Below are 18,183 nucleotides of genomic sequence, written 5' to 3'. Positions count from 1 at the left end.
CGGCTCCGAATTTCGAGATGACATTGCGCGGGTCCCAAGCGGAGGTATTAAGGCGAGAGCCGCCGAGATGCCGTGCATACTATTTCGTACAACGCGACCTCATTTATGGCTGGTGAAGGTTGACCTTGCCACGCAACAATGAGGCAATACCAAATTTCATGTCGGGATTGATGGCTTGGAGTTCTAATGCCAATTGTTCGGCCTCTTCCCTAGCAACCTTCCATCCAGCAAAGACATTAGTTATATGGCTAGGGTCTATGTGGTTCAGAAAGAGCCCGGGCATTGAATCGGAGTCGCAATCAGAAAGTACACGAACGACCCTCCATTCGCGCTCGTACTCCCAGTCTCTAAATTTACAGAAAAAGAGGTTATCCTGCGTTGATGGATCGTGCGTTAATCCGACAAGATCTTCAACGTAGCGAACTGGCTTTAGCGCGTTTAGGCTACCTGTATCATCGCCTGCGAAAACCTGCTTCAGCCCTTCAAATTTGACTAAATATCCGGCTGCATTCGCGGCGTAGTGCGCCCACATCGGAAGTGAAGCATAGTTCTCGGTCAAAGACAGAATTCCGACTCGCAAGCGCATAAGCGCAATTGTTCGAAAGAGACTTGTTCTCATGTATTCGATGTTGTCATATATATTTGACCTTAATAAGATATTGGCCTGTTCAACAGTTCGCGGTGCCGATAAAATTTTTGTTTCTGGCGACAGTCTCGCTAACAATTCCCCTTGATGATGGAGCCAAGAGAATTGCTCTTTCGAGTAGCCGAATTGGCGAATTTTTGTGAGCGATTCGCCAACCGCGCCATCGTTCATTAGAATTGACATCTCAGATGGATCGTTCAGGTCATCTATCCGCGTAAATTTTAGAGATCCGCGAGCAAGGGCTAGTACTGAGGTTTTGCTAGAAACGAATTTATATAGAGCACTCACTGTGTGTCTCCCGCCTGCCAATCATGCGAATTAATACCATTTTTCGAGATAGTTGCGCAGTAGGGGGATCGGATCGATACTTCCGTGTTGCGTGCGGGCTCAAATCTCGCCGGCGCTCTTGGATGGTCGTGCGGGCACTAGGGGCCAGTTGGTCGCTAGAAGGGCGCGAGTCTGCCTTATTGGTCGTGGAAGCCACGGGGCAAAGATTTTCGCAAGCGCCACGACGAATATTTCGTTGTGCTGCCGACAAGGCAGCCAAATTGGTGGCAGAAAACCGCGTCATGCACCACTGCGTGTCGTCCTACGCGGCCAAGTGCATTGCCGGCAACGCCTCGATCTGGGTGCTGCGGCGTTGCGCGCTCGGCAAGGTGGAGCGGCTGCTAACCATCGAGCTCGACCCGCGCCATCGGGCGGTGCAGGTGCGCGGCTTCGGCAACCGGCTCGCCCGCCCGGACGAGCAGAAAATCCTGGCGCGCTGGGCCAAGGCGCGTGGGGTGATACTGATGTGACATGGTCCCGCGCGCTGAAATTTTTCGGCGCGCGGGATTGTCAATCCAGCAAGGCAATCGACGCAGGATTGGGCGAGCTTCTCAGCCGGGCGAAGACGATGCCGCCAGTTTCAGTATCTGGCGGACGAACCGCTGCATCCTGGCTTCACGCTGCTTCGCGGACAACCCACGCATCCGTTCGCTGAGGTTGGTAACGTCCACCTCCAATTGCTCGATCTCCGAATTGCGAACTTTCAGGATGAGTCGCGCATTGTCGGAGGGATCGAACGATACTTTCTGGATAATCGGTTCCCTTCGCAACCGCCGCGCGACCTCGGCTCTCAATTCGGCCTTGGTCGCATTGGTTTTTGATTGCGCCAGCGTGTTGTCGGTTGTGATCGACGTCAGCAAGCTTGCCGATACCAATGCGACGACCGATGCCAAGAAGTGTCTTCGCCCAATTCTGTTCGTAGCCTCTGCTCGCATCACCCCTCCGCCATCATCTCCCGGCCGATCAGCCAGCGCCTGATCTCGCTCGTCCCGGCACCGATCTCGTACAGCTTGGCGTCGCGCAGAAGGCGGCCGGTGGGGAATTCGTTCATGTAGCCGTTGCCGCCGAGCAACTGGATGGCGTCGAGCGCCATGCGCGTGGCGTGTTCCGAGGCGTACAAAATGCAGCCGGCGGCGTCTTTACGCGTCGTCTCCCTACGGTCGCAGGCGGCGGCCACCGCGTAGACATAGGCGCGGCAGGCGTTCATCGTCGCATACATGTCGGCGAGCTTGCCTTGCACCAGTTGAAAGTCGCCGACCGCCTGGCCGAACTGGCGGCGGTCGCGCACATAGGGCATAACCACGTCGAGGCAGGCGGCCATGATGCCGAGCGGCCCGCCGGCCAGCACGACGCGCTCGTAGTCGAGGCCGGACATCAAGACCTCGACGCCGCGGCCGTGCTGGTGGACGACGTTTTCGAATGGCACGTCGACGTCCTCGAACACCAGTTCGCCGGTGTTGGAACCGCGCATGCCGAGCTTGTCGAGTTTCTGGGCGACCGAAAAACCCTTCATGCCACGCTCGATAATGAAGGCGGTGATGCCGCGCGAGCCCATGGTCGGCTCGGTCTTGGCATAGACCAGCAGCGTGCCGGCGTCCGGCCCGTTGGTGATCCACATCTTGTTGCCGTTGAGCACGTAGCGGTCGTTGTGCTTGTCGGCGCGCAGCTTCATGGAGACGACGTCGGAGCCGGCACCCGTCTCCGACATGGCGAGTGCCCCGACCGTAGTGCCGGCGCAGAGGCCCGGCAGGTACTTTTCCTTCTGCTCCGGCGTGCCCCAGCGGTTGAGCTGGTTGATGCAGAGGTTGGAGTGCGCGCCGTAGGAGAGCCCGACCGAGGCCGAGGCACGGGAAATCTCCTCCATGGCGACGACATGGGCGAGATAGGTCATGCCGGAGCCGCCAAAATCCGGGTCGGCGGTGACGCCGAGCAGGCCGAGGCCGCCGAGTTCGGGCCACAGATGCATCGGAAATTCGTTGGAGCGGTCGATCTCGCCGGCCAGTGGCGCGATCTTGTCCTGCGCGAAGCGGCGCACCAGATCGCGCAGCGCGTCGACATCCTCACCCAGCGCGAAGTTCAGTACGTTGTCGTACATGGTAATCCTCCCGGACATTCTGGGCGCCGACCAGGCGCATCGTCATGATAAGATAGTTTTTGGTCACTTCCTCGACGGAAAGCCGCTCGTCCGGCCGGAACCAGACGATGACGCCGGTGATCATCTGGATGATCGCCATCGCCGTCAGCGCCGCGTCGTCGATGCGAAACGTGCCGTCGTCAACGCCGTCGCGCAGGATGCGGCGCAGATCTTTTTCATAGGCGGCGCGCAGCCGGAGGATCTGCGTTAGGTTCTCGCGCGACAGGCTGCGCAACTCCATGTTGGAGACATGGGTGGAATGCCGGCGCGTAATGTGGAAACCGATATGGTTGGCGACGAAGGCCGAGAGTTCTTCGGCGGGACCGCCTTCGCCGGGGCGAGCGTTCTCCCAACCGGCGATCAGCCCTTCCATATGCTCGCGCATCAGCGTGAACAGCAGGTCTTCCTTTGTTGGAAAGTAACGGTAGAGAGCCGCCGCCTGCACGCCGACCTCGGCCGCGAGCTGGCGCATCGAGACGGCTTCATAGCCGTAGCGCGCGATCAGTATCGCTGCCGCCTCGCGGATCGCCGCTTCGGTCTTCTCGCCGTCCGATCCGATTGTTCGCGCCAAGGGGGCCTCCGGGATCAAAGAATAAAATGGACGTTCAATTAATTCAAGAGAGTGTCGTGTGTGTGCGACAAAGTGAATTTCCAGTCTCGACTACAACACTTCGTGAGCTTGGCCCGCCGGTGCCGCCATTTCGCTGCCTGTTTACGAATTCTGGAGCTTCGCTTTGCATTCTGCCGCCGAAATGATGACAAGTGTAGGAGACGGGGCGAAGGGCCGCCGTGTCTTGTTCCAGGAGGCGGAGCGATCTAATGGCTGAACTGGAGACGGAGCGTCTCGACCGGGACGGCATCCAGGACCGTTCGGCTGGCCGCCTGGCGCGCGCCGTGCGGTTGCTCTGCGAGCGTGGGCCGCTGGAGCCTTTTCGTCTGGTCCGTCGCCACGGCCTGGCCGCCAGCGCCAGCTTCGTTGCCCGCAATGTCCAGCATCTGGTGGCCGACCATCTCGCCCGCAAATGGGACCGCGACCACAATGTCGACACCGCCGGCTCGATCCAGCTTGCAGGGTTGAGCATCGTCGGTCCGAACCGAGACCAGGGCAATGAATGCCTCTGCACCTCGCCGAAGACGTTCGATTTCATCATGCGCAGCCTGCCATCGGATCTCGGCGATTGCACTTTCATCGACATCGGCGCGGGCAAGTCGCGCACCCTGCTGTTGGCTTCGCGCTATCCGTTTGCCAAGGTCGTCGGCGTCGAGTTCGCGCACGAACTGGTCGAGATCGCCATACGCAATATCGCGAGTTTTCGCGGTCCGGCGCAGAAATGCCGCGATATCGAAATCGTCGAGGCGGATGCCGCAGCCTACAAATTTCCGCCGACGCCGCTGGTCGTCTATTTCTACAACCCGTTCTCGAAGCAGGTCTTCGATATCGTCATCCGCAATCTGGCGGCGTCGCTGCGGGAAAATGATCGCGCCTGTCACCTCGTCTACGGCAGTTCGAGCCACGCCGCCATCGACTGGGCAAGGCCGGCGATCCTCGCCGGTGGCGCCTTCGAGCAACTGCCAACGCCGCCCATGCCGGGTTTTCTGGATGCGGTGCGCAAGATCGACTATGCCGTGTTCCGCTATCGCCGGGACGGTGGCGAAGGCACATCTGCGGCTTGACGGAGTGGCATGATCCGCAGCCCGCTCGACCCGGGGCGGAAACTACATCAGCCTGAACGGAATGCCCGTCAGCAGCGCCTTGACGTAGCGCTTTTTCTGGTAGAGGCCGTTGAGCGAGACGCGCGGAAAGGCGGTCGGGCGGGCGAGATTTTTGGGCGAAAGCACGCCGGGTTGCGTGGTTACGGCGATCGAAAGCCCAGCCTCGGCGGCAGCCTGGATCTCGCGTTCCCCGACCGCGTCGGGAAAGCCATAGGGGTAGGCGAAGGTTTTCGGCCGGTAGCCGGTATAGCGCTCGACAGCGTCGATCGAGCCGGCGACCTCGGCGGCAAGCCGTTCCTTGCCGACGCGGCGGGGATTGACGTGCGTGCGCGTATGCGCGCCGAAGCGGACCAGCGGATCGGTGCCGAGCCGCCACAACTCTTCGGCGTTCATCACGAGGTCGGCGGTGATGCCGAGCGGATCGATGTCGTTGGCGCGCGCTGCGCGATCGAGGCGCTCGACCACCTTGTCCTCGTCGTCCGTGCGGATCAGCGCCGATATGCGGTCGAATGCGGCCAGCTTTTTGGTTGGCGTATCGAGGGGAAACTCCTCCTCACCGCGGCCGAAGTCGAAGCGGAGGGAGGACACCTTGCGAAGCAGCGCCTCTGCGGTCTCCCACCACAGCGAGCGCGTCCGCTCGACAAAACCTTCGGTGATGAAGATGGTGTAGGGCACATTGTGCTTGCGGAAGATGGGCGCCGCATATTCGGCATTGTTGCGATAGCCGTCGTCCAGCGTGAAGCAGACAAAGCGGCGTTTGTCGTTCGGGTCGGCGAGCAGGCCGGGCAGATGTTCGAGCACCACCGGCACGAGCCCAGCCTGTTTTGCGGCAAGGATCGCCTGTTCCAGAAATTGCGGTGTGACCGACAGCAGCGCATTCGGAGAAAAGGCTTCGGTGCGCGCCAGCCGGACATGATGTAGCGTAAAAATGACGCCGCGCCCGGCAGCCTGTGGCCATAGCCGGCTGATGCCCGGAATGGAAAATGCCTCCAGGCCGGCGCGGATCAGGGCGTGCTTGATGGCGCTCTTCATGAACCGGGACGTCAGCGCTCCGGATGGTTACGCGCCGCCAGACCTGCCGAGCCACGGGCCGGCAGGCGCAGGATGCGCCGCGTCAGCACGCGCCAGGCGGTCACGGGTATGTCGAGCAGGCCCGGCAGCGGGTCGCTCGCGGAAAAGGTCGCCCAGGCGCGGACGGCGCCGAAGGAGCGCAGATAGTCGCCGACGCCAAGTTTTCCACGCGAGATGAGGATGACGGCCGAAACCATGTCGCGGACGAGGTACATCCAGGCGGTTCCGGGCCGTGGCGTCTTCTGCCGGCCGGGGTCGCGGCCGTTGGCGATCTCCCAGATCATCGCGCCGAGGTCGATGCCGGCCGCCGAGGCGAGACCGAACCATGACCAGGGCCGTGGGTTGACATCGAGCAGCCGCAGGGCGCCGTCGCGCGCATCGCGCTTGAACTCGATCTCGACCAGGCCCTCATGCCGGATCGACGTCAGCAGCCGGCGGGCGGCGTCCACCGCGTCGGGCCTGTCCACGACCTCGACGAAGGTGCTGGTGTAGCCGAAATCGACCGGATACTGCCTGGCGCGCCGCGCCGTGAATTCCGCGACCGGTTTGCCGTCGTGCCACAGCGCCGAATAGGAGAACTGGCCTTCGCCGCCGCCCGGGATCAACTCCTGCACGACGACATTGTCGAGGCCGATTTCGTCGGCGGCCCGTTGGAACACCGGGTCGAAGGAGGCGAGGTCGTCCGCTCTTATCACCTTGGCGCGGGCCAGTTCGCTGCCGCCGCCTCCCATATTGGGTTTCAGCACAACCGGAAAACGGATCGCCGCGCGCGCCGCCTCCTCGGTCGAGGTGAACCGGTAGGTCGGCGGGATATCGACTGACAATTCGGTGGCGCGGCGATAGAGCAGGGGCTTTTCGCACACAAATTTGAGCTGATCCCATGACGGCAGCATGATCTTGAATGCCGGCGACAGCGCCTCGATCGATTGCGAGACGAGCCGCACCTCGCCGTCGCCGCCGGGGATGAGCAGCGCGCCCGCCAGCCCGTGCTTTTGGGCAAGGTCGAGCAGGAAGGAAATCGCGTTCGGATCGTCGGGGCCCGGCCAGTCGAATTTGTGCCTGATGCGCCGCGACCAGCCGGGCAGGGGGGTGTCGGTGCTGACCAGCCAGACCGGGACATCCTTCGCGCCGAGGCTGCGGGCAAGGGCCAGGGTTCCATGCGCGCCGCCCAGGATGACAACGCCCGTGACATTGCCTTGCGGCATCTGCCCGGGTCGTGGCTCTGGCTTCATATGGACGGCTCCGGCAACCGGCTCGCGCAATGTCCAGGCGGACCAGGTGGACCGAATGGAATGTTTGCCGCTACCCTAGTCGCCGCGTCATTAACAAACGGTTCGGCGCGGTATTTGTGCGCGGGACCGGCCCCTGTTGGTGTCCGGCGAAGAGCGGATTATTTTCGCGATTCTTTGTCGGAAGCGTATCCGACCACGCGTCCTCGAAGCGAAGGAAGAAGACATGCTCTATGCCGTGCTCTGCTACAACGACGAATGCATCACCTCCGCCTGGTCGAAGGAGGAGGACGCCGCCGTCATGGGCCGCCTCTTGAAGGTCCAGGACAAACTTCTCAAACAGGGCCGGCTGGGACCGGTGGCACGGCTGTTGCCGACGACCGCCGCGACCACACTGCGCAAGACGAAGGACGAACCGATCGTCATCGACGGGCCGTTCGCCGAGACCAAGGAGCAGCTTTTGGGCTTCTATCTGATCGACGCGGATTCGCTCGACGAGGTGCTGGACGCCGCGCGCGAACTGGCGGCGGCCAATCCCGGCGTCGGCTCCTATGAAGTGCGTCCTGTCGGCTATTTCGCCGAGAACGGGGTCAAGAAATGACGGAACAGGTCTGGATCGAGGCCGCACTATCCTCCGCACGGCCTCAGGCGGTGAGCGCGCTGCTGCGCTATTTCCGCGATCTGGACACGGCCGAGGAGGCCTATCAGGAGGCTTGCCTTCGCGCGCTGCGGACCTGGCCGAAGAACGGCCCGCCGCGCGATCCGACCGCCTGGCTGATCTTTGTCGGCCGCAACGCCGCGGTCGACGCGGTGCGCCGCTTGAAGAAGCAGACGGAACTGCCGGACGAGGACAAGCTTTCCGATCTCGGCGACGCCGAGGAGGCGGCCGTGGAGCGGCTCGACGGCGCCGACTACCGCGACGACATCTTGCGGCTGCTGTTCATCTGCTGCCACCCGGACCTGCCGGCCACCCAGCAGATCGCACTGGCCCTGCGCATCGTTTCGGGCCTGACCGTCAAGCAGATCGCGCGCGCCTTCCTGGTCTCGGAAGCGGCGATGGAGCAGCGCATTACCCGTGCCAAGAGCAAGGTCGGCGGAGCCGGCGTGCCGTTCGAGACGCCCGGCGCGGTGGAGCGCTCGCAGCGGCTCGCGGCTGTCGCCGCCATGGTCTATCTGGTCTTCAACGAGGGCTATTCGGCCGGCGTCAACGAACGCCAGGCAAGGGCGCCGCTCTGTGAGGAAGCGATCCGGCTCGGCCGGCTGCTGCTCAGACTTTTTCCGACCGAACCGGAGATCATGGGTCTGGTGGCGCTGATCCTGCTCCAGCATGCGCGCGCCGATGCGCGTTTCGACGCGGAGGGCAATGCCATCCTGCTCGACGACCAGGACCGCACGCTGTGGAAGCAGCCGCTGATTTCGGAAGGGCTGGCGCTGATCGACAAGGCAATGCGCCACCGCCGCCCGGGTGCCTATCAGGTTCAGGCGGCGATCGCAGCACTTCACGCCCGCGCCGCGCGGCCGGAGGATACGGACTGGCCGCAGATCGAATTGCTCTATCGTTCGCTGGAAGCGCTCCAGCCGTCGCCCGTGGTCACCCTGAACCGGGCGGTCGCGGTGTCGAAGACGGATGGGCCTGCCGCCGCGCTCGACCTGATCGAGCCGCTAGCCGAAAAACTTTCGGGCTATTTCTATTTCTTCGGAGTCAAGGGCAATCTGCTGATGCAGCTCGGCCGCAAGGAGGAGGCGCGGGTCGCTTTCGACCGCGCCATCGCGCTCGCCAACACGGCTGCGGAAGCCGCGCACATACGCATGCATCTCGACCGCCTGATGGCGGACGCCACGCTGCCGCCGGCATCGCCCCGCGCGGTCAACTAAGATTTTTCGGAAAACCTGTCGGCACCAGCTTCGGCCGGCCGTCCTTGGGACAGCAGCGGAAACGGAGCGAAGACGATGAACACTTCCAACACCATTCGGGGCGAGGAGGCGAACGTGCGCGCCGTCATCGCGGCATGGGCCGACGCCATCCGCCGCAAGGATGCGACTGCGGCGCTGTCGCACGGAGCGGCCGACTATCTGCATTTCTCGCTGGCGCCGCCGCTGATCGATGCCGGCGTAGGCACGACAGACCTCGATGCCTGGTTCGAGACATGGGACGGTCCGCTCGATCTCGAATTGCGCGACCTGACTGTCACCGCCGGAGACGCGGTGGCGTTCAGCCACAGCCTCAATCGGTTGGCGGGCAATAAGAAGCGCGAGGGCAGGCAGGAGCTCTGGTTCCGCTGCACGCTCGGCTTCCGCAAGATCGGTGGCGCCTGGAAGATCGCGCATGAGCACGAGTCGGTGCCGTTCTACATGGACGGCTCGCTGCGCGCCGCCGTCGACTTGAACCCCTGACTGCCTATCTGCCGTGTGATCCGCCCAACCGAGAGGAGAATTGCCATGACCGACCAGCAGCCATCGACGAACATTCCGGGCGTCATCGCCTATCTGCAGCTCAGCGACGCCAAGGCGGCGGCCGAACTCTACAAGAAGGCTTTCGCGGCCAAGGAAATCGACCGCAAGCCGACACCGGACGGCAGGCTGATCCACTGCCATCTGGAAATCAACAATGGCGCGCTGATGCTTGCCGACTTCTTCCCGGAATACGGCCAGGAGCAGCAGCCGGTGCAGGGCGTGGTACTGCACATCGCCTCGTCTCTGCCGCGTGTCTGGTGGGACAGGGCGCTGGGCGCCGGATTGGAGGTCGTCGTGCCGCTCGAAGTTGCTTTCTGGGGCGATCTCTACGGCCGGTTGCGCGATCCCTTCGGCGTGCTCTGGGGTTTCGTCGGGCCTGCCAACGCCGCCGGGAAAGCAGCTTAGCGGGCTGAGCTGTCGTTCACTGGAGCTCGTAATGGCGGCTGCCGAGCTCCAACCCTTTCCAATTCGCTCCGTTCGGTGGTCCCGGCTCCGACGCGCATACGAGTCGGAGAATCCACTTCCCGCATACATTGTTTGGCGTCTATCTTGCTCAATTCGTCTGGGATGGCCCAAGGTCTTGCGGCCCGCGCGAGCGGGCGCCGACACCTTTTTTTGGAGCCAATGCGGCGGGGGAATGATGCGCGCGAGGAGGACGAGATGGGCAGGACTGTGGACGACTATGTGGGATCGCTTGCCGGCTGGCAGGCGGAAACAGTCAAGGCGCTGCGGGGCACGATCATGGCCGTCGGGGGCTTGAGCGAATCCGTCAAATGGGGCCATCCGGTTTATGAGGCGGACGGCCCTGTCTGCCTGCTGAAAGCTCACAAGTCGCACGTCACACTGGGCTTCTGGCGCGGCGCCGAGATGCGAGGCCTGCATGATCGGCTGGAGCCGCATGGCAGTTTTCTGATGGCCTCGATCAAGCTGCAAGGCAGCGACGCGATTGACGCGGCGACGGTCGGCCGGCTGGTCGTCGCGGGCATCGCGCTCAACCGGCTGAAAGGCGACCCGACCAAGGCGGCCTGACCGGCCTTTTTTGAAAACCGGCAAGGCCAAGGAACCATGGTAGTTCAGCCGCGCGCCTTGGCCAGAGCGCCGGGCAGTTCCTCGGCAAAAATGTCGAGTTCATGGTCGAGCCCGACGCTGACGCGGATGCAGCGGTCGAGCACGGGAACCATCGGCTTGCGGATGAACACGTCACGGGCAAGCAGGTTCTGCATGACCTTCAGCGCGAACGCGCCGTCGGCGCCGCAGTCGATAGTCACGAAATTGGTCGCGGAGGGGATCGGCGACAGGCCGTTGTCGCTGGCAATCTTTGCGATGCGTTCGCGGCCGGCGGCGACCTTGCGGGTCACCTCGGCGAGATAGGTTTGGTCCGCCAAAGCGGCCTCGCCGGCGATCTGCGCCATGCGGCTGGTGCCGTAATGATTTCGCACCTTCTCGAAGTCGGCGATGACCCCGCTCTCGCCGACGGCGTAGCCGCAGCGCAGTCCGGCGAGGCCGTAAGCCTTGGAGAAGGTCCGGAAGCAGATGTAGTTCGGGCGGTCGATACGGATCGGCGGCTGCGCCGAGGCCGGCCCGACCTCGCTATAGGCCTCGTCGAGGATGAAGACGGTGGTTTCCGGCAGCGCCTCGGCGAAGCGGGTGATCTTGTCGGCCTCCCACCAGGTGCCCATCGGATTGTCGGGATTGGAGAGATAGACCATGACGGCGTTCTCGCGCTGCACGGCGTCCAGCAGGTCGTCGAGGCTTTCCCTGTCATTGCGGTAGGGCACTTTGACCAACCGTCCGCCAAATCCGTCGACATGGAAGTTGAAGGTCGGATAGGCGCCGAGCGAGGTGACGACCGCGTCACCGGGCGCCACGAAGATGCGCACCGCGAGGTTGAGCAGGCCGTCGATGCCTTCGCCGACGACCACGTTCTCGATGCCGACGCCGAGATGTTTTGCCAGTGCTGCCTTCAGGTCGAAATTGTCCGGGTCGCAATACATCCACTGGTCGGCGGCGACCTCCTGCATTTTCCGAATGACGGACGGTGCCGGGCCCAAACTGCTTTCATTGGCGCCGATGCGGGCGCGGAAAGTGCGGCCGCTCGCCCGCTGCTGCGCCTCCGGCCCGACGAACGGCACGGTGACGGGGAGGGCGGCGACAATCGGAGCTTGCTTGGGGCGCAACGGCATTTCGGCTTCTCTGCTGACGGGTTCGCTCGCCGGCGCGGGCCGGCGGGCTGCGCATAGCAGAAAACCAAGCGTTGGAGAGAGGATATTTCGAGCGAAAGCAGATCGGCCGGGTGACGGGCTGGCTATGCCGAAGGGTTCGGCATGAGATTCTATCGGCGGTCCAGCCGCACTCCCATAAGCGCCGCGCCGATGAGCCCGGACTCCGAACCGAAGCGCGCCGGCAGCAAGGCGGGAACGCCGTCGCGCGCATACCAGACCGAGCTGTCGAAAGCCTCGCGGCAGGCCGCGACATAACCGGCGCCCGCCGCGGCGATGCCGCCGCCGACGACAACCGCCTCCGGATCGAGGCTGTTGACGAGCAGTGCCAAGGCCCGGCCGAACACATGGCCGCCCTCGGCGAGGATCGCCCGTTCCGTCTCGTGATGGGCATTGGCGCGGTCGATCAGCTCGGCGATGCGGGCGACCGTCAACCCGGCCTTGCGGGCGCGGACCAGCATGCCGGCCCCGCCGGCGATATCCTCGACTGTCGGCGAGACCTGTCCCGATGGACGCAGTTCTGCAAGGCTCATGCCCATCGCCACGCCGCGTCCATGCGCGCCGAGATAGGGCGTTCGTCCGTCCATCAGCACGGTGGCGATGCCGGTGCCGGCATTGGCGTAGATCCAGTGCCGCAGCCCGGCGCCGGCGCCGAATTCGGCCTCGGCAGTCGCCGCGGCGCGGACATCGGCTTCGATCGCGACACTTTTCGCGAAGGCGAAGGCACGGCACACATCCGACGTTTCCCAGCGTACTCGGTGGCCGCTCAGGATTTCGCCACCGATATCGACCAGTTCGCAGATGCCTATGCCAACCGGTATCGGCGAGCCTCCGTGCCTTGCCGCAAGGCCTCGCGCTGCATCCGCAACCTCGTTCAGAAACGCATCGCCGGTCTCCTCGACCGGCGGCGTAGCGACTTCCAGCCGCTCGACGACGCGGCCATCCGCCGTGTCGACGACGCCGACCGACGCCTTGCTGCCGCCGACGTCAACTCCGATCGCCAGCATGGTCAGGCAGCGGCCGGCAGATAGCCCGGCGCGACGCCGAACACGAACACCGCCGGCTCTCCGCCCATATTGGCGTAGCGATGACGCGCGCCGGCCGGCACGAAGAAACCGTCGCCCGGATGCACCTCGAACCAGACCTGGCCGTCACGGTCCGGCGTCAGCACGTTCAGGCAGCCGGAAAGTACATAGAGGCATTCGTCGCCAGAATGCATCTGGATCGAGGATTTGCGGCCCGGCAGCACCGTCGTCTTGCCGGCGGTCAGATGCTCGGTCGAGGCGAACAGGCCGGTCATCACCCCCTGGTCCTCGATGTCCAGTTCCCACAGCATGTCCGCATCGCGCAGCACATGCATGGTCGCGCCGGCTTTTTCCTCGGCGGCAGCCAGCGGCCAGCGGCCGATGAACTTGTCCTGGCGATAGGCGGGCTCCGAGACATATGGCCTCGTCCGGGCGTAGGCTCCCGACGTTCCGGTCGAGGGCGGCGGGGCGAAATATTCCAGCACCTTCACCGGCTCGGACGACAGGCTGAAGCCGTGGTGCCAGGTGTCTTTTCGGAAAAACACCGCTTCGCCGGCCTTAACGACCCTTACCTCGCCCGTCTCCGGATTGGCCGAGCCGTAGGTTCCGGACAACACGTACAGCACCTCGTCAGCGCCGAAGACGGTGCGGAAATCCTCGGAATGTTTGAACGAGCCGCCGCCCGGCAGGCGAAGACGAGCTGATGGATCTTGTCCGTCGAGGCGTAGATCCAGTCGTCGACGAAGCCGGTCGTTGCGTCGCCCCACAGGTGCCTCGTCACATCGGCATAGCGGATGTGCGTCGGCTGGTCGAACACCGGACGCGGCGACGATTTGTAGGCCATGCGGATTTCCTTGTCTCGTCAGTCAAAACGGCACTTGATTTTTGTACTGACCAGACAGTACAAAAAACTCATGGCAAAAGGCAAGCGGGTCAACCAGACAAGGAAGCGGCTTCTCGATGCAGCCGAGGCGATCGTCGCCCGCGACGGCGTGCTCAGCCTGACCTTCGACCGCGTAGCCGTCGAGGCCGAAGTCGCCAAGGGCACCGTGTTGTACCATTTCGACTGCAAGGAAGCGCTGACAGCGGCGATGATCGAACGCTTCGTCGAGCGCTTCGACACCGCCTGGGCGGACGCCATCGCCACAGATCCGGACGCGCGAGGCCGCTCCGTCCGCGCCTACATCAATGCCACGCATCGCGGCGAACCGTTCACCGGCCTGCATTTCGACCATGTGAATGGCGCCATCACCGCGGCGCTCGCCAATTCGCCGGAGCGCCTGCGGCCGGTGCAGGACCAGGGCCAGCGCCATCAGAAGGCAATCGAGGCCGACGCCATAGACCCGGTGCTGTCGACCATCATCCGCATGGCGGTGGACGGCCTGTGGTTCGCCGAAAGCTTCAACCTGATGCGCTACGATCCGGCGCTGAAGGCCGCCGTCATCGACCGCCTCACAGAATGGACGCGCGGGCGCGCCGAGCCCGCCGCAATGCCGAAGAACACCACGATATCAAGCAATGGGAGAACGCAATGACCAACGACCGCCCTTCTCATTCCCCAGTCTCAACCGCCGCACTCTGATGATGGGTGCCGCCGCCACCGGCGCGCTGTCGCTCGCCGGCCTCGGCGCGGCGCGCGCCGCAACCCAGCTCGCCTGGATGGGCTGGCAGGGTTATGACGATCCGCTGAAGGCCGGCAGCTTTCTGAAAGACGCCGACATCGAACTCGCCACCACCTACATCAGTTCCAATGAGGAGGTGATCACCAAGCTGCAGGCAGGCGGGGCCGGTCAGATCGATCTGATCACCATCTATTTCGGCCATGTGCCGATCCTGTCGGGCGCCGGCCTGGTGGAGCCGATCGACGAGGCGAAACTTCCAGGCATCGACAAGGTTTTTCCGCAATTCCTCAACGTCGAGACCATCCGGAAGGACGGAAAACTCTACGCCGTGCCCTTCACCTGGGGGACGCTGTCGATGGTGTATGATCCCGGTGCGATTGCCGCGCCGACCTCATGGAAGGACTGCCTGAAGGATGAGTTCAAGGGCAAGGTGGCGATGACCGACGACATCACCGGCCTGATTTCGACCTGGGCGCCGATCGTGACCGGCACCAAGACGCCGACGCGGCTGACCATGGACCAGTTGAAGCAGACCATCGATTTCCTGATCACCATCAAGAAGGAGCATGCCCGCACCTTCTCGCCGAGCTACGGCGAATCGACCGACCTGTTCGCGCGCGGCGAAGTGGTGATCTCGGCCATCGGCTGGGACGCGCAGGTCGGCTTTGCCGCCGCCAAGGGCAAGAAACTCGCCTTCGTCATGCCGCAGGAAGGCGTCATGGCCTTCATGGACACGCTGGCCATCCCGCGCGGCGCGCCGCATCTGGACGCCGCCTACAAGGCGCTGGCGCAGGCGATTTCTCCTGAAGGCCAGAAGGTCATCGCGACCAACCTGACGCAGGCCGTGATCAACAGCGATGCGGTTCCGCTGGTGGATGACGTCAACCGTCAGGTCTACCGCTACGACGCACTGGACGAATTGTTCAAGCTCGCCCGCTTCAACCCGTTCTGGCCGCTGGAGGAGGGGGGCGAATTCGCTACCTTCGACCAGGTCCAGGAAGAGTACCAGCGCTTCCTCAAGGCATGACCGCAAGCCCTGAACCGGCCGGCGCATCGCCGGCCGGATCCCCGCTTCTCAGCCTCTCCGCCGTCACCAAGGCCTTTGGCAGCGCGGTGGCGGTGCATCCCGTCGACCTCTCGGTCGAGGCGGGGTCGTTCACGGCGATCCTCGGGCCGTCCGGCTGCGGAAAGTCGACGCTGCTGAGAATGATCGGCGGCTTTTCTCTGCCTTCGTCCGGCACGATCACCATTGCCGGCGAGGACGTGACGCGGCTGCCGCCGCAGAAGCGGCCGACCAACATGGTATTCCAGAGCCACGGCCTGTTCCCGCACATGACGGTGTGGGAGAACATCGCCTTCGGCCTGTCGATCGCCGGACGGTCGCGTACCGAGATCGGCCGGCGGGTCGGCGACGCCATCGCGCTGGTGCGGCTGGACGGGCTCGACGACCGCCCGGTCGACCGGCTTTCCGGTGGCCAGCAGCAGCGGGTGGCGCTGGCGCGCGCGCTGGTCATGCGGCCGAAAATCCTGTTGCTCGACGAGCCGTTGTCGGCGCTCGACCTGAAACTGCGCCAGACCATGCAGGAGGAGTTGCGGCGCATCCATCGCGAGGCCGGTGGCACCTTCATCTACGTCACCCACGACCAGATCGAGGCGTTCGCGCTGGCCGACCGGCTGGTCGTCATGAATGCCGGACGCATCGAGCAGATCGGCCGCCCGCACGAGGTCTACCGCAAGCCGTCCAGCCTCTTCGCCGCGCGCTTTGTCGGCGACGCCAATGTGCTGGACGGCACCCGTGCGCATGGCCGCGTCGTTCTGGATGTCGGCCCAAGCTTCGCGTCGGAAGGCTTGGACGGTCGCGCCAGCTTCGTATTGCGGCCGGAAGACATAAGGCTCGACGCAGCCATGAACGGCGAATGCGGCGACAGGGTTGCGCTCGCCGTCATGGTCACAGAAGCTGTGCATCTCGGCGGCTCCGGGCGCGCCAGCGTCACCGCGCCGAATGGGCAGACACTGCTTCTGACCCTGTCCGAGCCGGACAGGACGCTCGCCCTGAAGTCTGGCGCGGAGGCTGCCATTTCGTGGCCGGCGAAGGCGCTGGTCGAGGTCGGCCGATGAGGGCCGAGCCGACCATGAGCGGCACGCGGCGCGCGCTTTTTCTGGCGCCGGTCTACCTTGTATTCGCTACCCTTTTCGTCGTGCCGATGTCGCTGCTGCTGGTCGTCAGCTTCTGGACGGTGCGCAGCTTCGCGCTCTGGCCCGACTTCTCCTTTGCCGCCTACACCCGCGTCTTCACGGCTTATTCCGGCCTGCTGTTGTCGACGCTGGCGATCGGCATAGCCACCGCCACGCTGTGCACCGTGCTCGGCTTCGTCTTCGCTTACGGCGTGCGTTTTCGCGCTGGGCGCCACGGCGACTGGCTGATTGTCACAGCTCTGATCGCGCTGTTCGGCGGCTATCTGGTGAAGATCTACGCCTGGAAGGCGATCCTCAGCCAGGACGGCATCATCAACTCGCTGTTGATCGGATCCGGCATAGTTTCGGCACCCGTCGGCTGGCTGATCTACAATCCGGGCGCGGTGATCGTCGCGCTGGTGAACTTTCTGCTGCCCTTCGCCCTGCTGCCGATTTACGCCGAGTTACGCAACGTGCGCGACATCACGCTCGAGGCTGCGCACGACCTCGGGGCATCGCCCTGGCAGACGCTGTGGCGGGTGGTTCTCCCGCAATGCCGTTTCGGCCTGTTCTCGGCTTTCGCCATCTCCTTCCTCAGCGCGGCGGGCGATTATGTGACCCCGCTCTTCCTCGGCGGCGGCTCGGGCTCGATGATCGGCCAGTTCATCGCCCAGGAATTTTCGACCCGCTTCAACTGGCCGGCGGGCGCGGCGATGTCCTTCACGCTGATGGGAGCCTGCCTGCTGGTGCTGTCGGCGGCCTGGCTGGCTATCTTTCCGAGGCGCCGGACATGAGGCTTTCCTCCCTCGTCTGGACGCTGATGCTTGGCCTGTTCGTGCTGTTCATGCTCGGGCCGCTGGTGCTGGTCGTCATGTTCTCATTCAATTCCAGCGCGCTGGTCAGCCTGCCGCTCACGGGGCTGACGCTCGACTGGTATCGGCGGCTCGCCGACACGCCGGAGTTCTGGAGCGCACTGCAGAATAGTCTCGCAATCGCCGTACCGGTCGCCATCCTCTCCACTGTCACCGGCACGCTCGCCGCGATGGCGCTGACACAATGGCGGAGCCGGCTCGCCATGCCGCTGCTGACGGGACTGTCCGTGCCGGTGATGATCCCGCCGCGGGTGGTGGCCATCGGCCTGGTGGTGCTGCTGGTGCGCTGGCTGCAAATGCCGCTCGGCCTGCCGGCCGTCGTCGGCGGCCACGTGCTGCTGGCCCAGCCCTTTGTCGCGCTGATCATCGCCGCGCGGATGGCCACCTTCGACTACACCTGCGTCGAGGCGGCGCGCGATCTCGGCGCCTCGCCCTGGCAGATTTTCCGGAAGGTGACGCTGCCGCAGATCAGCGCGGCCATCGTCGGCGCCGCACTGATCGCCTTCGCCCTGTCGCTGGACGAATTTATCGTCACCGTTTTCACCATCGGCTCGGGCAACACGCTGTCGACCTTCGTGTGGGGCAAGATGCGCACCGCGCTCGATCCGTCGATCAATGCCATCGCCACCGTCATCCTGGTAATCACCATCGGCTGCGCCGCGCTGGCATTGCGCATGACGCGCTACCGGGGCTGAT

Annotated in this window: 21 protein-coding genes; 12 read left to right on the top strand and 9 right to left on the bottom strand. The window is 63.9% G+C overall.

Annotation, left to right across the window (positions count from 1 at the left end; genetic code table 11):
• Positions 1-103: 103 nt before the first annotated feature.
• On the bottom strand, positions 104-934 hold the full coding sequence (locus ACH196_RS29175; protein ID WP_396650357.1) for a DUF2971 domain-containing protein: 831 nt from the start codon (positions 932-934) through the stop codon (positions 104-106).
• A gap of 263 nt (positions 935-1,197) precedes the next feature.
• On the opposite strand from ACH196_RS29175, the gene ACH196_RS29170 reads away from it, so the two are divergent.
• The gene (locus ACH196_RS29170) at positions 1,198-1,443 is read left to right on the top strand and encodes a PcfJ domain-containing protein (protein WP_396650367.1); all 246 of its coding nucleotides are present in this window, start codon (positions 1,198-1,200) and stop codon (positions 1,441-1,443) included.
• A gap of 81 nt (positions 1,444-1,524) precedes the next feature.
• On the opposite strand, the gene ACH196_RS29165 is transcribed toward ACH196_RS29170, so the two are convergent.
• Genes ACH196_RS29165 through ACH196_RS29155 form a run of 3 tightly spaced genes read right to left on the bottom strand, consistent with a single transcriptional unit; the run spans position 1,525 to position 3,678 of the window.
• The gene (locus ACH196_RS29165) at positions 1,525-1,866 is read right to left on the bottom strand and encodes a hypothetical protein (RefSeq protein ID WP_396650356.1); all 342 of its coding nucleotides are present in this window, start codon (positions 1,864-1,866) and stop codon (positions 1,525-1,527) included.
• Between the two features lie 41 nt (positions 1,867-1,907).
• The gene (locus tag ACH196_RS29160; RefSeq protein ID WP_396650355.1) at positions 1,908-3,068 is read right to left on the bottom strand and encodes an isovaleryl-CoA dehydrogenase; all 1,161 of its coding nucleotides are present in this window, start codon (positions 3,066-3,068) and stop codon (positions 1,908-1,910) included.
• Positions 3,034-3,678, bottom strand: coding sequence for a TetR/AcrR family transcriptional regulator (locus ACH196_RS29155; protein WP_396650354.1), 645 nt, complete (start codon positions 3,676-3,678; stop codon positions 3,034-3,036). The genes ACH196_RS29160 and ACH196_RS29155 overlap by 35 nt, the downstream gene beginning before the upstream one ends.
• A 248-nt stretch (positions 3,679-3,926) precedes the next feature.
• On the opposite strand from ACH196_RS29155, the gene ACH196_RS29150 reads away from it, so the two are divergent.
• Positions 3,927-4,781: a class I SAM-dependent methyltransferase gene (locus tag ACH196_RS29150; protein WP_396650353.1), complete on the top strand. Its 855-nt coding sequence runs from the start codon at positions 3,927-3,929 to the stop codon at positions 4,779-4,781.
• A 42-nt stretch (positions 4,782-4,823) separates the two neighbouring features.
• Here the strand turns inward: ACH196_RS29150 and ACH196_RS29145 are convergent, their stop codons facing one another.
• Both ACH196_RS29145 and ACH196_RS29140 read right to left on the bottom strand, forming a co-directional pair.
• The gene (locus ACH196_RS29145) at positions 4,824-5,852 is read right to left on the bottom strand and encodes a polysaccharide deacetylase family protein (RefSeq protein WP_396650352.1); all 1,029 of its coding nucleotides are present in this window, start codon (positions 5,850-5,852) and stop codon (positions 4,824-4,826) included.
• An 11-nt stretch (positions 5,853-5,863) separates the two neighbouring features.
• Entirely contained in the window at positions 5,864-7,123 is a 1,260-nt protein-coding gene (locus ACH196_RS29140) for an ATP-grasp domain-containing protein (RefSeq protein WP_396650351.1), read from the bottom strand.
• 223 nt (positions 7,124-7,346) lie between these two features.
• Here ACH196_RS29140 and ACH196_RS29135 point away from each other — a divergent pair, with 223 nt between their 5' ends.
• From ACH196_RS29135 to ACH196_RS29115, 5 genes are all read left to right on the top strand, one after another.
• On the top strand, positions 7,347-7,721 hold the full coding sequence (locus ACH196_RS29135; RefSeq protein WP_396650350.1) for a YciI family protein: 375 nt from the start codon (positions 7,347-7,349) through the stop codon (positions 7,719-7,721).
• Positions 7,718-8,995, top strand: coding sequence for an RNA polymerase sigma factor (locus ACH196_RS29130; protein ID WP_396650349.1), 1,278 nt, complete (start codon positions 7,718-7,720; stop codon positions 8,993-8,995). The genes ACH196_RS29135 and ACH196_RS29130 overlap by 4 nt, the downstream gene beginning before the upstream one ends.
• A 75-nt stretch (positions 8,996-9,070) precedes the next feature.
• A complete protein-coding gene (locus ACH196_RS29125) occupies positions 9,071-9,514 on the top strand; it encodes a nuclear transport factor 2 family protein (protein WP_396650348.1) in 444 nt (147 codons plus the stop codon).
• A gap of 45 nt (positions 9,515-9,559) precedes the next feature.
• Positions 9,560-9,979, top strand: a complete 420-nt coding sequence (locus ACH196_RS29120; RefSeq protein WP_396650347.1) for a VOC family protein — start codon at positions 9,560-9,562, stop codon at positions 9,977-9,979.
• Positions 9,980-10,234: 255 nt separating this feature from the next.
• On the top strand, positions 10,235-10,603 hold the full coding sequence (locus tag ACH196_RS29115; protein WP_396650346.1) for a DUF1801 domain-containing protein: 369 nt from the start codon (positions 10,235-10,237) through the stop codon (positions 10,601-10,603).
• Between the two features lie 44 nt (positions 10,604-10,647).
• On the opposite strand, the gene ACH196_RS29110 is transcribed toward ACH196_RS29115, so the two are convergent.
• The 3 genes from ACH196_RS29110 to ACH196_RS29100 all read right to left on the bottom strand — a co-directional run bounded on the left by ACH196_RS29110 (position 10,648) and on the right by ACH196_RS29100 (position 13,585).
• The gene (locus ACH196_RS29110; RefSeq protein ID WP_396650345.1) at positions 10,648-11,757 is read right to left on the bottom strand and encodes a pyridoxal phosphate-dependent aminotransferase; all 1,110 of its coding nucleotides are present in this window, start codon (positions 11,755-11,757) and stop codon (positions 10,648-10,650) included.
• A 149-nt stretch (positions 11,758-11,906) separates the two neighbouring features.
• On the bottom strand, positions 11,907-12,800 hold the full coding sequence (locus ACH196_RS29105) for an ROK family protein (RefSeq protein ID WP_396650344.1): 894 nt from the start codon (positions 12,798-12,800) through the stop codon (positions 11,907-11,909).
• 2 nt (positions 12,801-12,802) lie between these two features.
• Positions 12,803-13,585: a cupin domain-containing protein gene (locus ACH196_RS29100; RefSeq protein WP_396650343.1), complete on the bottom strand. Its 783-nt coding sequence runs from the start codon at positions 13,583-13,585 to the stop codon at positions 12,803-12,805.
• Between the two features lie 147 nt (positions 13,586-13,732).
• Here ACH196_RS29100 and ACH196_RS29095 point away from each other — a divergent pair, with 147 nt between their 5' ends.
• Genes ACH196_RS29095 through ACH196_RS29075 form a run of 5 tightly spaced genes read left to right on the top strand, consistent with a single transcriptional unit; the run spans position 13,733 to position 18,182 of the window.
• Positions 13,733-14,353, top strand: a complete 621-nt coding sequence (locus tag ACH196_RS29095; RefSeq protein WP_396650342.1) for a TetR family transcriptional regulator — start codon at positions 13,733-13,735, stop codon at positions 14,351-14,353.
• Entirely contained in the window at positions 14,337-15,467 is a 1,131-nt protein-coding gene (locus ACH196_RS29090) for a PotD/PotF family extracellular solute-binding protein (protein ID WP_396650341.1), read from the top strand. Before ACH196_RS29095 ends, ACH196_RS29090 begins: the two co-directional genes overlap by 17 nt.
• On the top strand, positions 15,464-16,558 hold the full coding sequence (locus tag ACH196_RS29085; protein WP_396650340.1) for an ABC transporter ATP-binding protein: 1,095 nt from the start codon (positions 15,464-15,466) through the stop codon (positions 16,556-16,558). Before ACH196_RS29090 ends, ACH196_RS29085 begins: the two co-directional genes overlap by 4 nt.
• Positions 16,555-17,409, top strand: a complete 855-nt coding sequence (locus ACH196_RS29080; protein WP_396650339.1) for an ABC transporter permease — start codon at positions 16,555-16,557, stop codon at positions 17,407-17,409. Before ACH196_RS29085 ends, ACH196_RS29080 begins: the two co-directional genes overlap by 4 nt.
• Positions 17,406-18,182 carry an ABC transporter permease gene (locus ACH196_RS29075; RefSeq protein ID WP_396650338.1) on the top strand — a complete coding sequence of 259 codons (777 nt, stop codon included), beginning with the start codon at positions 17,406-17,408 and terminating at the stop codon, positions 18,180-18,182. Before ACH196_RS29080 ends, ACH196_RS29075 begins: the two co-directional genes overlap by 4 nt.
• The last annotated feature ends 1 nt before the right edge of the window (position 18,183 follow it).

It is taken from the genome of Mesorhizobium sp. IMUNJ 23232, from assembly GCF_044326205.1.
Lineage (GTDB): Bacteria > Pseudomonadota > Alphaproteobacteria > Rhizobiales > Rhizobiaceae > Kumtagia.
The sequence above is the reverse complement of the archived record's forward strand: the minus strand, read 5'-3'. Positions and strand labels throughout refer to the sequence as shown.

What these genes read in the sequence shown, in the direction of transcription:
- ACH196_RS29125 (WP_396650348.1), top strand. Translation starts at nt 9,071, where the DNA reads ATGAACACTTCCAACACCATTCGGGGCGAGGAGGCGAACGTGCGCGCC.
- ACH196_RS29115 (WP_396650346.1), top strand. Translation starts at nt 10,235, where the DNA reads ATGGGCAGGACTGTGGACGACTATGTGGGATCGCTTGCCGGCTGGCAG.
- ACH196_RS29120 (WP_396650347.1), top strand. Translation starts at nt 9,560, where the DNA reads ATGACCGACCAGCAGCCATCGACGAACATTCCGGGCGTCATCGCCTAT.
- ACH196_RS29130 (WP_396650349.1), top strand. Translation starts at nt 7,718, where the DNA reads ATGACGGAACAGGTCTGGATCGAGGCCGCACTATCCTCCGCACGGCCT.
- ACH196_RS29105 (WP_396650344.1), bottom strand. Translation starts at nt 12,800, where the DNA reads ATGCTGGCGATCGGAGTTGACGTCGGCGGCAGCAAGGCGTCGGTCGGC.
- ACH196_RS29110 (WP_396650345.1), bottom strand. Translation starts at nt 11,757, where the DNA reads ATGCCGTTGCGCCCCAAGCAAGCTCCGATTGTCGCCGCCCTCCCCGTC.
- ACH196_RS29085 (WP_396650340.1), top strand. Translation starts at nt 15,464, where the DNA reads ATGACCGCAAGCCCTGAACCGGCCGGCGCATCGCCGGCCGGATCCCCG.
- ACH196_RS29090 (WP_396650341.1), top strand. Translation starts at nt 14,337, where the DNA reads ATGGGAGAACGCAATGACCAACGACCGCCCTTCTCATTCCCCAGTCTC.
- ACH196_RS29140 (WP_396650351.1), bottom strand. Translation starts at nt 7,123, where the DNA reads ATGAAGCCAGAGCCACGACCCGGGCAGATGCCGCAAGGCAATGTCACG.
- ACH196_RS29135 (WP_396650350.1), top strand. Translation starts at nt 7,347, where the DNA reads ATGCTCTATGCCGTGCTCTGCTACAACGACGAATGCATCACCTCCGCC.
- ACH196_RS29075 (WP_396650338.1), top strand. Translation starts at nt 17,406, where the DNA reads ATGAGGCTTTCCTCCCTCGTCTGGACGCTGATGCTTGGCCTGTTCGTG.
- ACH196_RS29095 (WP_396650342.1), top strand. Translation starts at nt 13,733, where the DNA reads ATGGCAAAAGGCAAGCGGGTCAACCAGACAAGGAAGCGGCTTCTCGAT.
- ACH196_RS29160 (WP_396650355.1), bottom strand. Translation starts at nt 3,068, where the DNA reads ATGTACGACAACGTACTGAACTTCGCGCTGGGTGAGGATGTCGACGCG.
- ACH196_RS29145 (WP_396650352.1), bottom strand. Translation starts at nt 5,852, where the DNA reads ATGAAGAGCGCCATCAAGCACGCCCTGATCCGCGCCGGCCTGGAGGCA.
- ACH196_RS29080 (WP_396650339.1), top strand. Translation starts at nt 16,555, where the DNA reads ATGAGGGCCGAGCCGACCATGAGCGGCACGCGGCGCGCGCTTTTTCTG.
- ACH196_RS29150 (WP_396650353.1), top strand. Translation starts at nt 3,927, where the DNA reads ATGGCTGAACTGGAGACGGAGCGTCTCGACCGGGACGGCATCCAGGAC.